We start from the raw sequence: 12,226 nt of genomic DNA on the forward strand, positions 1-12,226 counted from the left end.
CGGGTGCGGCACCACCCGGCACAAGGCCGAACGGGCGTGCCCTACGTCCTACCGAAAGCGTCTCCGACCAGGCATGATGGACCTGACACTCACTCAAGCCCGGTCCGCCGACAGGCCGTCACGATCACACACGCGAGGACGGCGCTTCACCGATCGGCAGACACGCAGCCGCCGTCACCCTGACCATGGAGGTCATGTCCTCCGCCGCGCGCCGCGCCGTCCACGCCGACCTCGCCACCACCCTCTCCCTTCTCAGCGACCACGAGCTGGCGGGCCTCCTGGCCTCGGGAACCCCCGCGGGTGCCGGCATCGGCGGGCGGTATCTGCTGGTCGAGGTGGACGGCAGCCGGGTCTTCGTGAAGCGGATGCCGCTCACGGACGTCGAGTTGCTGCCCGAGAACGCTCGGTCCACGGCGAACCTGTTCGAGCTGCCGGCCTTCTGCCATTACGGCACCGGCCGCAGCCCCGGCTTCGGCGCCTGGCGCGAGCTGGCCGTGCACACGATGACGACGAACTGGGTGCTCTCCGACCGTTTCACCGGCTTCCCTCTGATGCACCACTGGCGGGTGCTGCCGGACACCGTCCAGCCGCTCCCCGATGAACTGGCCGACGTGGAAGGGACGGTGGCGTACTGCGGGGCCTCCCCACAGGTCCGTGAGCGCCTGGAGGCCCTGCGCGCTTCGTCCGCGAGCCTGACCCTGTTCCTGGAGTACTTCCCTCACACCCTCCACGACTGGCTCGACACACAGGTGCGCACCGTCGACTCGGACCGGATCTGCACCCAGGTGGACGAGTGGCTGGGCGCGCTCACCGGTTTCCTCCGCGAACGCCAACTGCTGCATTTCGACGCCCACTTCCAGAACGTCCTCACCGACGGCGAGGAGTTCTTCCTGGCGGACTACGGGCTCGCCTTCAGTTCCCGGTTCCGGCTGTCCCGGCCGGAGCGCGCCTTCTTCGACCGGCATCGCGACTACGACCTCGTCTACAGCCGCGCCCACCTGGTGAACTGGCTCGTCACCGCCCTGTACGGGTACGACAGACTCGAGCGGGAGGCCTTCGTACGCGCCTGCGCGGTCGGGGCGCACCCCGACGGCGTGCCCGAGGCCGCCGCCGCGATCATCAAGCGCGACGCGGCACTGACCGCCGTCGTCAACGGCTTCCTCGGCCGCCTGCGCACCCAGAGCAGGCAGACCCCCTACCCGTACGAGGAGCTGCGGCTCGCCTACAACAGCTCCACGCTCTCCGCGTAGTGGCAGGCAACCGGGTTCCCGCCGCCCCGGTCGATCAGCGCCGGCACCTCCTCGACGCAGGTCTCGCGCTCGCTCTCCGTCAACTCGTTCGCGAACTTGGGGCAGCGGGTGCGGAAGCGGCAGCCGCTGGGCGGGCGGACCGGGCTGGGGATGTCGCCCTGGACCAGGATGCGGGTGCGGGCGCGCTCCTTGCGCGGGTCCGGCAGCGGGATGGCCGAGACGAGGGCCTGGGTGTAGGGGTGGGCGGGGGCCGTGAACAGATGGCGGGCGGGGGCGATCTCGACCAGGCGGCCCAGGTACATGACCGCCACCCGGCCGGCCACATGGCGCATCACCGACAGGTCGTGGGCGACGAACAGGAAGGACAGGCCCAGCTCGCTCTGCAGGTCCATCAGCAGGTTGAGGACGCCCGCCTGGATCGACACGTCGAGTGCCGACACCGGTTCGTCCAGCACGATCACCTTGGGGTGCAGGGCCAACGCCCGTGCGATGCCGATGCGTTGGCGCTGGCCGCCGGAGAACTCGTGGGCGTAGCGGTTGCCGTGCTCGGGGTTGAGCCCGACCAGGCGCAGCAGTTCGCGCACCTCGTCCTTGGCTCCCGCGTCGTAGCGGCCGTGGATGCGCAGCGGTTCGGCGACGATCTCATGGACGGTGATGCGCGGGTCGAGGGAGGCGTACGGGTCCTGGAAGACGATCTGCAGTTCGCGGCGCAGCGGCCGCATCCGGCGTCTGCTCAGTCCGGTCAGTTCGGTGCCGCGGTAGCGGACCCGGCCGGAGGTGGCGGACTCCAGGCCGAGGACGGTGCGTGCGGTGGTGGTCTTGCCGGAGCCGGACTCGCCGACGAGGCCCAGGGTCTCGTTCCGGAAGAGGTCGAAGGAGACTCCGCACACGGCGTGCACCTCGCCGACACGGCGGCGTACGACGCCCCGGGACATGACCGGGAAGTGCTTGACGAGGTCGCGGACCTGGAGGACGGGTTCACCGGTGCCGCCGTGCCCGGGCAGTGGGGGCAGCGGTGCGGCGGTGGCCTGGGCGGGGGCGCTCATGCGGAGTCCTCCTCGGCGGTGGTCGAGTGGGGCGAGGGCGTCGTCGTGTCGGCGAAGCGGGCCAGCGCCTCGGAGTCGGCGCCGACCGCGTCGAACACCTCCGCGGCCCCGGTGTCGACGAGTTCGTCGGCGAAGTGGCAGGCGCTGAGGTGCAGTTCGTGTCCGGCCTTGCGCAGTGCGGGTTCCGTGCTGTCGCAGGCCTCGCGGCGCAGGGGGCAGCGGGGGGCGAAGGGACAGCCGGGCGGCAGGTTCAGCAGGGAGGGCGGGGAGCCGGTGATCGGGGTGAGGCGTTCCTCCTCGCGGTCCATGCGGGGCAGCGAGCCGAGCAGGCCGAGGGTGTAGGGCATGCGCGGGGTGTAGAAGATGTCCTCGACGGAGCCGGTCTCCACGATGCGGCCCGCGTACATGACGGCGACCCGGTCGCTGTGCCCGGCGACGACGCCCAGGTCGTGGGTGATGAGCACCAGGGCGGCGCCCGTCTCGGCACGGGCGGTCTCCAGGGCGTCGAGGATCTGCGCCTGCACGGTGACGTCCAGGGCGGTGGTGGGCTCGTCGGCGATGATCACATCCGGGTCGTTGGCCATGGCGATGGCGATGACCACGCGCTGGCGCATCCCGCCGGAGAGTTCGTGCGGGTAGTTGTCGACGCGCCGCTCGGGGCTGGGGATGCCGACCGTGCCGAGCAGATCGACGGCCCGGGCACGGGCGGCGCGGGCGTTCAGGCCGGGATTGTGGCGTCGTAGCGTCTCGGCGATCTGGTATCCCACGTTGTAGACCGGGTTGAGCGAGGTCATCGGGTCCTGGAAGATCATTGCGATGCCGCTGCCGCGCAGGTCCGACAGTCGTGCGTCGGGCAGCCCCAGCAGTTCCGTGCCCTCGAATCGGACCGAGCCGCGCACCCGGGCGGTGGCCGGCAGCAGTCCCATCACGGCGAGCGCGGTGACCGACTTGCCGGACCCGGACTCCCCGACGATGCCGAGCGAGTCTCCGCGGTCGAGGCGGTAGCCGACGCCGCGGACGGCCCGTACGAGACCGTCCTCCGTGGGGAACTCCACGCTGAGGTCCTCCACTTCGAGGACCGCGCCCGACTCCTCGCCCTTGCCGATGACCGTCACTGTCGCACCCTTTGCTGCCGGGGGTCGAAGGCGTCGCGCAGGCCGTCGCCGATGAAGTTGATGGTCAGGGCGATGGCGATGATGAACGCGCCGGGGATGTAGAAGAGCCAGGGCCGGGTGTCGACCGCCGTCTGCGCCTGGGAGACGAGCAGCCCCAGGGAGGTGTCGGGCGGTTGGACGCCGAAGCCGACGAAGGACAGGGCCGTCTCGGTGAGGATGCCGGTGGCGACCAGCACCGTCGCGTTGACGATGATCGGGCCGAGCGAGTTCGGCAGCAGATGCCGGAAGATGATCCGCGCGTCCGAGGCGCCGAGCGCCTTCGCCGCCTCCACGAACTCCTTCTCACGCAGCGACAGGACCGTGGAGCGCACCACACGCGATACGTACGCCCAGGTCAGTCCGGCGATGACGGCGGCGATCCAGTACCAGGAGCCGCCGCTGCGGGAGGAGATGACGAGGGCGATCGCGAACAGCGGAAGCGTCAGGACGAGATCCGCGATCCGCATCATGACCGCGTCCACGAACCCCCGGTAGAAGCCCGCGACCGCCCCCCAGACCGCGCCCAGGAGGGTGGAGCCCAGCGCGATCAGGATGGCGATCTTCAGCGAGGTCTGGGTGCCGCGCATCACCTGGGCGTAGGCGTCGTAGCCGGAGGCGTTGGTGCCGAACGGGTGCTTCCAGGACGGGGGTTGGGAGTTGTCGGGCGTGTACTTCTGGTACGAGTAGTGCCACAGGTGCGGGCCGATGAACGCCCACAGCAGGATCAGCACGAAGACCACCAGGCTGACCATGGCGGCCCGGTGCCGCAGGAAGCGACGCAGCACGAGCTGGGTCTGGGTGCGCTGCCTGACGGTGAACTCGTGCTCGGCGGGCGGCAGTTGGGTGCCCGCGGATCCGGCGGCCTCGATGTCAGTCATAGCGGATCCTCGGGTCGAGTACGGCGTAGAGGAGATCGGCGAGGAGGTTGAAGCCGATGACGACGACGGCGGAGAGCAGCAGCCACGCCATGGTCCGGTAGACGTCCACGGTGGCGGCCGACTCGACGAGCATCTCCCCCATGCCGTGCCACTGGAAGATCGTCTCCGTGATCACCGCTCCGCCCAGGATGATCGCGATGTCGAGGGCGGTGACGGTGGCCAGCGGGATCAGGGCGGTGCGCAGCGCGTGCCGCACCATGACCGTACGGCGGCGCAGCCCCTTGGCGCGGGCGAGACGGACGTAGTCGCTGTTGAGAACCTCCAGCATGGAGGCGCGGGTGTAGCGGGTCCAGGAGGCGAAGGAGACCAGGGCCAGGGTGATGGTGGGCAGGGCTAGGTGGCCGATGCGGTCGGTGAACTGGTTCCAGGTGGTGTCGACTTCGAGGTACGGGGACTTCTCGCCGATGGTGCCGAGGAACTGGCTGCCGGTCTGTTCGTTGAACCAGATTCCGGCCTGCTTGAGCAGCACCGCGAACCAGAACACGGGCATGGCGAGGAAGAGGAACCCGAAGAAGGTGATGGTGTAGTCGGCGGCGGTGTACTGGCGGATGGCGCTGAACACACCGAAGACCACGGCCAGGACCAGGGCGATGAGCATGGCGGCGGCGACCAGGGTGACCGTCACCCGGAAGCGGGTGAACAGGTCGTGCCCGATGTCGAGGTTGGGCTGCACGGACGGGCCCCAGTCGCCGTGCAGCACTCCGGTGATCCAGTTCCAGTAGCGCTGCACGGCGGGCTCGTCGGCGTGGATGTGCCGGGCGAACGCGGCGACGGCGGCCTTGCTGGGCGGGGGCTGCCGTGAGGTGGCGAAGTTGGCGACCGGGTCGCCGGCGTTGACGACGACCAGGAACACGATGAAGGTCGAGGCGATCAGCACGGGGATCGAGACGAGGATGCGGCGCACGGTGTAGGCGAGCATGCGGTCTTCTCTCGCGGGCCGGGCCCGGTTCCGGGGTCGCCGGGACCGGGCATGACGGGTGCGGCGGCTACTTCTTCAGGCCCCATTCCGCGGTGTTGTACGGCGGTCCCACGTTCGTGGAGTTGTTGCGCATGTTCACGAACCGCGTCTGGACCGCGAGGAACGTCGGCTTCTGGTACAGCGGCAGGACGTAGGCGGCATCGACCATGATCTTGTCCGCCTGGTTGAGCAGGGCGGCGGCCTTGGCCTGGTCGGTCGTGCCGACGGCCTGCGCGATCAGTGAGTCGACCTGCTTGTCGCTGTAGCCACCGTAGTTGCCGCCGCCTCCGGTGACCCAGTTCTGCTGGGCGTTGGCGGTCGGGAACGGCGAGGCGACCCAGGCGAAGACGATGATGTCGTACTGGTGCCCGGCCAGCACCGTACCGAGGTCGGCCGCGCCGATCGGCTTGATGGTGACCTTGACGCCGAGGTTCGCGAGGTCGCTCTGCAGGATCTGGCACTCGCTCTGCCGGATCTGGTTGCCGGTGGTGTAGCGGCAGTTGAAGGGTCCGACGGCCTGGCCGTCCGGCGTCTTCAGCGCGGTGCCCACCCCGGTGAACTTGGCGTCGGTGAGGTACTTCTTGGCCTTGGTGAGATCACCCGATCCCTGACCGGTGGCGGTCACCAGATCCTGGTAACCGGCCTGCCCGGGTACGTAGTTGTGGTTGCCGAGCTGCTTCACCGAGGGATCGAACTGGGCGACCGTCTTGGACATGATGTCCTTGATGCTGATCGCCGTGAACATCGCCCGGCGCAGCGCCGTGTACTTGCCGAGGACCGGGTTGTGCAGGTTGAGGTCGAAGTGCTCCCATTGCAGGCCGTTGCCGATGTTGTAGGTGACGTTCGGGATGGACTTCACCTGGTTGACCAGGTCCACCTCGGGCTGCGGATAGATCGCCTGCACCTCGTTGTTGCGCAGGGCGATCGGCTCCTGGGTGGCGTCCGAGATCACCTTGAAGATCAGCCGCTGCAGGGACGGCTTGGTCGCGCCCCACCACTTGGGGTCGGGTTCGAAGGTGGCGTGGTCGTTGTCCACCCACTGCGTCATCTTGTACGGGCCCGCCGTCGGGTACTTGGTGGGCGGGTTCTTCTGGAAGTACTGCCAGCCCTGGGTCATCTGGGCGGCCGTCATGTGTGCGGCGTCGCCGGCCTTGGCACCGGAGAGCTTCTCGGCGATGTGCGCCGGATAGAGCGGATAGCCGGCGCCGAACAGCTGCTTCCAGTCGGAGAAGGGCTTGGCCATCACGACCGTGACCGTCCTGCCGCCGTCGGATCCGGTGACCGATTTGATGCGGTCGTACCCGGCCGTGCTCTGCGGGAGGCAGCCCTTGGTCTGCGTGCTGTCGCTCGCGGGCGGCGGCGGGCAGTCCTTGCCGTCGTTGGTGCGCCAGTAGTAGACGAAGTCGTCGGCGGTGATGGGGGTGCCGTCGTTCCAGACCGCCTTGGGGTTGATCTTGTAGACGAGGGTCTGCGGACTGGTGCCGGTCTGGGTCGCCGAGGTCACCAGGTCCTTGTTGAGGGCGACGGTGAAGTCCGGCAGCGGGACGAAGACCTGGGGCAGTACGACCTCGAGGGCCTCGGCGTTCTCGAAGGTGTTCCCGTTGGTGTCCTGGACGTTCCACTGCTGGATGTTCTTCTCCAGCACATAGGTGAACGTTCCGCCGGACTTGGTGGCGGCGGAGTTGCAGGTGTTGGCCTTGCCCTGGGTGTTGCACGACGAAAGCCCGGCCGAGCTGCCCTTGTCGGAGCTGCCACCGCCGCCGCTGCTGCTGCAGGCGGCCAGAGCCAGCACGAGCCCGGCGGCCAGAGCAAGTCCCCTTGTGAGGGCCGATGGTTGCGCGCGCATGTCCCTCCTCCGGCCGACGGAGGCTCCGCGGCCTTGTCGAGGCGGCCGAGCGGCCGCGAGAGAGCTGAGCTGCGCACCGACGGTAGAACTCGTGTGTACCTTTTTCAGGTTCCTGTTCATACCGGGACGGCGACGATTCACCCTCGCTTTACCCCAGGAACCACCTCCGCCGGGCAAAGTCGCCTGACAAGCACTCAGGAACCACAGAAGTCACGTCCCTACCAGGGGAGTTCGGTGCAGGTCAGCCGACCGGGACGCCCGCTTCCAGATACAGCGCCGCCCCGCGCTCACGCGCCCGCAAGGCCCACCGCAACCGCTCGTAGCGCACCGGCGGCAGCAGGTCCGCGGCCTCCTCCTCGGTGGCGAACCGCCAGTCGCGCAGCTCGGGGCCGGGCAGCAGGAGCCGTGCGGCCTCGGTGGAGTCGAGGCGCCCGCCGTCGAAGAGGAGGCGCAGTCCGCCGTAACCGGGCGGTGCGGGGGCCTCCCAGTCGACGACCAGCAGGCGGGGGACCTCGTCGAGGTGGATGCCGGTCTCCTCGACGACCTCACGCATGCCGGCCCGGGCAGGCGCCTCGCCGGGTTCGACGACACCGCCGGGGAACTCCCAGCCGGCCTTGTAGGTGGGGTCCACGAGAAGGACGCGGTCCTGCTCGTCGAAGAGGAGGACGCCGGCGGCGAGCGTCTCGGCGGTGGGCTCGGGGGTTTGTACTATGTCACATGCCACTACCTCCCCCGTGCTGACGGCCTCGGCGATACGGAGCGCACTCTCATACGGAGTGAGGGCCCCGGTGTCGACGGGATAGGCATCGGCGGTGAGCCAGGAGGCGAGGGCGGCGCGGTAGGGCTCGATGTGGTCGTACGACCACTGCCGTACGCGCATCTCGCCGTCCGGCAGGTCGGGCGGCACCTCCCGGCCGGCTATTCGCTCCCGCAGGATCGTTTCCGCCGGGGCGAGGAGGACATGTCGGACAGAGATACGGCGCGCTGCGAGGCCGCCGAAGATCTCGTCGCGGTACTCCTGGCGCAGCAGGGTCATCGGAACCACCAGGGTTCCGCCCAGTTCGGCGAGCACTGCGGCCGCCGTGTCGATCACGAGACGTCGCCAGATCGGCAGGTCCTGGTAGTCGCCGACCTCGGCGAGGTGTTTGGGCGGCAGCAGGTGCGTGAGCGCTGCGCCGATCACCTCGGGGTCGAAGAGCGTGCTGTTCGGGATCAGCTCGATCAGTTCCCGTGCGGTGGTGGTCTTCCCCGCACCGAACGCGCCGTTGATCCAGACGACGGTCACAGGTCCCCCTCTTCTCTTGGCCCCCTGAGGCTTGCCCGCTCCACCCTGCCACGGAAACCAGCCCCAGTTGAGGGGGCGCAAAAGGGGGCGCCGGTGCCCCTGCGGCAGGGGCACCGGCGCCGCGATCCGGTCTCGTCCGCGTCGGTGCTACTGGCCGAGGGCCTTGCCGGGGCCCGCGAGGCCCTCGTCCCCGGCCGTGTGGGTGACCGTGCCGACGGTGTCCTCGACGCCCAGGTCGCCGAGCGTCTGGTGGCCACCGACCACCTGGTGGTCGGCGTGTTGCGAGGGGGTGATGGCCGCGACGACGAAACCGGTCGCGAGGGAGGCGATGGCGAGCATGCTGCGTTTCTTCATGCCCGGTTCAACTGTGAAACCGCCCGCGGGTCACGCCCTCGTCCGCCGCGCACCTGGCGCACCAGGTCCGCGGCGGCCTCGGGCCACCGGGCGTGCTCGAAGGCGAACCCCGCTTCGAGCAGCCGGCCGGGAACGACCCGGCGGCTCTTCAGCAGGAGTTCGGTGTCCGAGCGCAGGGCGAAGGCGCCGAGTTCCGCCATCCAGCGCGTGGCGGGCAGCCCGACCGGCATGCCCCAGGCGGTGCGCAGGGCCCGCATGAAGGCGCGGTGCGGCAGCGGCCCCGGCGCGGCCAGGTTCACCGGTCCGGCCAGGTCGTCCCGGTCGACGAGGAACTCCACCGCGCGGACGAAGTCGCGTTCGTGGATCCAGGACACGTACTGCGCACCGCCCGCGACCGGGCCGCCGAGGCCGAGCCGCGCCAGCCGCAGCAGGACGTCGAAGACTCCGCCGCGGTCGGGGCTCATCACCATGGCGGAGCGCAGGGCGACCTTCCGCGTGCGGGGTGTGTCGGCGTCCTCCTGCGCCCGTTCCCAGTTCTTGGCGATCTCCACGCTGTAGGCCCAGTAGCCGGGGACGCCGGGCTCGCTGCCGCCGATCGCGCCGGCCCTCTCGTCGTTGGGCGCGTCGAAGCGGTGGGCGTACACCGTGGCCGTACTCATCTGGAGCCAGACGCGGGGCGGCTGCGAGGCGGACGCGATCGCCTCGCCGACGATGCGGGCCGAGTTCACCCGGGAGTCCATCATGGCCTTCAGGTTGGCCGGGGTGTACCGGCAGCTGACGCTGCGCCCGGCCAGGTTGATCACGACGTCGCTGCCGGTGATCTCCTCGGCCCACGGGCCCAGGTGCTCGCCGTCCCAGCGGACCTCGCCCTCGCGCACCGGCCGCCGCGTGAGGATCACGACCTCGTGACCGGCGGCCGTCAGCGCGCGCCTCAGGACAGTGCCGACCTGGCCCGTCCCACCGGGAATGACGATCTTCATCAGGCTTCCCCCTTCGTATGACGGAAGCCTAACCCAGAAACTTGAACGCGTTCAAAATATCTTGCCGACGACACCAAGGGCCGCAGCAGGCAAGGGATTCATCACGGGACATCGGATGACCTTCACCACCTTGGGCTGGACCAACGGTCGAACGATGACTACGCCGAGCTCCCCACCGGAGGGGTCACTCAACATAACCGAACGCGCGACTTGGACCTCCCCTCAATGCGTCCACAGGGTCAAGGGTTCTGACGGGATATCGAACAACCAGCACCTCCTCTCTTCCAACACAGTCCGACAGGTCTTACCGTAAACGCGCAGCGATGACGCGAACATGACATCATCCCATCTTTCGTGTGCTCGGAGGAACGTAACGATGCGTCACCTTCCCAACCGCACAACCCGTCGAAGAGTGGTCGGAGTGCTCACCGCGGGGCTGCTGGGCGCAGCAGGGCTCGCCGTGCCCGCCGTGGCGGCACCCACCACCGCGCCCGCCGCCCCGGCCCTGGCCGACGGCCTCGCCCTGACCCCGCCGATGGGCTTCAACAACTGGAACTCCACGCACTGCCGTGCCGAGTTCAACGAGTCCATGGTCAAGGGAATCGCGGACCTCTTCGTCGAGAAAGGCCTCAAGGACGCCGGATACCAGTACGTCAACCTCGACGACTGCTGGGCCCTGCCGGCCCGGGACGCGGACGGCAAACTCGTACCCGATCCGGCCCGCTTCCCGAACGGGATCAAGGCGGTCGCCGACTATGTTCACGCCAAGGGGCTCAAACTCGGCATCTACACCAGCGCGGGCACGAAGACCTGCAACAGCGCCGGATTCCCGGGCGCGCTCGGTCACGAGTACAGCGACGCCCGGCAGTTCGCGGACTGGGGCGTGGACTATGTCAAGTACGACAACTGCAATAACCAGGGCGTGGACGCCAAGGTGCGTTACACGACCATGCGCGACGCACTCAAGGCGACCGGTCGGCCGATCGTCTACAGCATCTGCGAATGGGGCCAGAACAAACCCTGGGAATGGGCGGCCGACGTGGGCCACTTGTGGCGTACGACGGGCGACATCAGCGACAACTGGGGTTCGATGCTGTCCATCCTGAAGAAGAACCTGCCGCTCGCGCCGTACGCGGGCCCCGGGCACTGGAACGACCCCGACATGCTGGAGGTCGGCAACGGCGGCATGACGGACACCGAGTACCGCTCGCACTTCTCGATGTGGTCCATCATGGCCGCGCCGCTTCTCATCGGCTCCGACCTGCGCAAGGCCTCCCAGGCGACCTTCGACGTCCTCGACAACAAGGAGGTCGTCGCCGTCGACCAGGACCCGCTGGGCAAGCAGGGCACGGTCGTCTCCTCCCAGGGCGGGCGCTGGGTCGTCGCCAAGGAGATGAAGGACGGCAGCCGCACGGTGGCCCTCTTCAACGAGTCCGGAACGGCCCAGCACATCAGCACCACCGCCAAGGCCGTGGGCCTGCCCGCCGCCGACGCCTACACCCTGCGCGACCTGTGGCGGCACAAGAGCTACAACACCGCCGGCACCGTCTCGGCGACGGTACCGGCGCACGGCACGGTCCTGGTACGGGTCTTTGCCGACCCCAAGTGGGCCGCGCACCCGCCCGCCGTCGAACCCGGCCTGGACGGCAGCCCGCTGGTCGAGGCGGGCAAGGCGGCCGCACTGACGTCCACCGTCACCGACCTGGGCCGTACGCCCGCCCGGCACGTGTCCGTCTCACTGACCGGGCCGCAGGGCTGGACGGCCGAGGCAACCTCACGGACCACGACCGCCTCACTGCCGACGGGCCGCTCCCTGCGCACCCAGTGGTCGCTCACCGCCCCGGCGGGGACGCCGACAGGGTCGTACGATCTGACCCTCAAGGTGAGTTACCGTTCGGCGAGCGGTGACCGCGTATACAGCTCGGTCCCGCTGACCGCGTCCGTCGTCGTGCCACCGCCCTCGGGGACCTCCGGACTCGGCGATCTGCCGTGGCTGTCGGCCACGAACGGCTATGGGCCGGTCGAGCGCAACACCAGCAACGGGGAGAGCGCCGCGGGTGACGGCAACCCCCTCACCATCGGCGGGGTGGTGTACGGCAAGGGACTCGGCGTCCACGCGGAGAGTGCCGTCGACTACTACGCCGGCAAGGCGTGCAGGACGGTCACCGCCGATGTCGGCGTCGACGACGAGAAGGGCGCGAACGGCACCGTCGCCTTCGAGATCTGGGCCGACGGCACCAAGGTGGCCTCGACCGGCGTGCTGACCAATGCGATGCCCGCCCAGCCGCTCACCGCCGATGTGACCGGCGCCCAGGTGGTCCGCCTGGTCGTCACCGACGGCGGCGACGGCATCGACTCGGACCATGCGGACTGGGCGAACGCGCAGTTGACCTGCTGAGTCCGCTCCGGAGGGCC

General features: G+C 69.2%; 10 protein-coding genes. 2 read left to right on the plus strand and 8 right to left on the minus strand.

Translation table 11 applies throughout. The annotated features are described in order from the left end of the window. The first annotated feature begins 194 nt into the window (after positions 1–194). Positions 195–1,250: a protein kinase family protein gene (locus ACWCRD_RS29400; protein WP_450968783.1), complete on the plus strand. Its 1,056-nt coding sequence runs from the start codon at positions 195–197 to the stop codon at positions 1,248–1,250. Here ACWCRD_RS29400 and ACWCRD_RS29405 read toward each other — a convergent pair. The 8 genes from ACWCRD_RS29405 to ACWCRD_RS29440 form a co-directional block, all read right to left on the minus strand. Continuing rightward, complete coding sequence (locus tag ACWCRD_RS29405; protein ID WP_450968784.1) at positions 1,223–2,296, minus strand: ABC transporter ATP-binding protein; 1,074 nt, start codon at positions 2,294–2,296, stop codon at positions 1,223–1,225. The genes ACWCRD_RS29400 and ACWCRD_RS29405 overlap by 28 nt on opposite strands. Beyond that, entirely contained in the window at positions 2,293–3,411 is a 1,119-nt protein-coding gene (locus ACWCRD_RS29410; protein WP_450968785.1) for an ABC transporter ATP-binding protein, read from the minus strand. The genes ACWCRD_RS29405 and ACWCRD_RS29410 overlap by 4 nt, the downstream gene beginning before the upstream one ends. Continuing rightward, positions 3,408–4,328, minus strand: a complete 921-nt coding sequence (locus ACWCRD_RS29415; protein ID WP_450968786.1) for an ABC transporter permease — start codon at positions 4,326–4,328, stop codon at positions 3,408–3,410. The genes ACWCRD_RS29410 and ACWCRD_RS29415 overlap by 4 nt, the downstream gene beginning before the upstream one ends. Then, positions 4,321–5,307, minus strand: a complete 987-nt coding sequence (locus ACWCRD_RS29420) for an ABC transporter permease (RefSeq protein WP_450968787.1) — start codon at positions 5,305–5,307, stop codon at positions 4,321–4,323. Before ACWCRD_RS29420 ends, ACWCRD_RS29415 begins: the two co-directional genes overlap by 8 nt. 67 nt (positions 5,308–5,374) lie before the next feature. Beyond that, positions 5,375–7,192: an ABC transporter family substrate-binding protein gene (locus ACWCRD_RS29425; RefSeq protein WP_450968788.1), complete on the minus strand. Its 1,818-nt coding sequence runs from the start codon at positions 7,190–7,192 to the stop codon at positions 5,375–5,377. A 241-nt stretch (positions 7,193–7,433) separates the two neighbouring features. Continuing rightward, entirely contained in the window at positions 7,434–8,477 is a 1,044-nt protein-coding gene (locus ACWCRD_RS29430) for an NUDIX hydrolase (protein ID WP_450968789.1), read from the minus strand. Between the two features lie 147 nt (positions 8,478–8,624). Continuing rightward, on the minus strand, positions 8,625–8,831 hold the full coding sequence (locus tag ACWCRD_RS29435) for a hypothetical protein (RefSeq protein ID WP_450968790.1): 207 nt from the start codon (positions 8,829–8,831) through the stop codon (positions 8,625–8,627). Then, positions 8,828–9,811: a TIGR01777 family oxidoreductase gene (locus tag ACWCRD_RS29440; RefSeq protein ID WP_450968791.1), complete on the minus strand. Its 984-nt coding sequence runs from the start codon at positions 9,809–9,811 to the stop codon at positions 8,828–8,830. The genes ACWCRD_RS29435 and ACWCRD_RS29440 overlap by 4 nt, the downstream gene beginning before the upstream one ends. 376 nt (positions 9,812–10,187) lie before the next feature. On the opposite strand from ACWCRD_RS29440, the gene ACWCRD_RS29445 reads away from it, so the two are divergent. Next, the gene (locus tag ACWCRD_RS29445) at positions 10,188–12,209 is read left to right on the plus strand and encodes an NPCBM/NEW2 domain-containing protein (RefSeq protein ID WP_450968792.1); all 2,022 of its coding nucleotides are present in this window, start codon (positions 10,188–10,190) and stop codon (positions 12,207–12,209) included. Positions 12,210–12,226: the final 17 nt, after the last annotated feature.

It is taken from the genome of Streptomyces sp. NPDC002092 (genome assembly GCF_053593775.1).

Excerpts from the sequence above, each read along its gene's own strand:
- ACWCRD_RS29400 (WP_450968783.1), top strand. The coding sequence starts at position 195 with ATGTCCTCCGCCGCGCGCCGCGCCGTCCACGCCGACCTCGCCACCACC.
- ACWCRD_RS29405 (WP_450968784.1), bottom strand. The coding sequence starts at position 2,296 with ATGAGCGCCCCCGCCCAGGCCACCGCCGCACCGCTGCCCCCACTGCCC.
- ACWCRD_RS29415 (WP_450968786.1), bottom strand. The coding sequence starts at position 4,328 with ATGACTGACATCGAGGCCGCCGGATCCGCGGGCACCCAACTGCCGCCC.
- ACWCRD_RS29420 (WP_450968787.1), bottom strand. The coding sequence starts at position 5,307 with ATGCTCGCCTACACCGTGCGCCGCATCCTCGTCTCGATCCCCGTGCTG.
- ACWCRD_RS29425 (WP_450968788.1), bottom strand. The coding sequence starts at position 7,192 with ATGCGCGCGCAACCATCGGCCCTCACAAGGGGACTTGCTCTGGCCGCC.
- ACWCRD_RS29435 (WP_450968790.1), bottom strand. The coding sequence starts at position 8,831 with ATGAAGAAACGCAGCATGCTCGCCATCGCCTCCCTCGCGACCGGTTTC.
- ACWCRD_RS29440 (WP_450968791.1), bottom strand. The coding sequence starts at position 9,811 with ATGAAGATCGTCATTCCCGGTGGGACGGGCCAGGTCGGCACTGTCCTG.
- ACWCRD_RS29445 (WP_450968792.1), top strand. The coding sequence starts at position 10,188 with ATGCGTCACCTTCCCAACCGCACAACCCGTCGAAGAGTGGTCGGAGTG.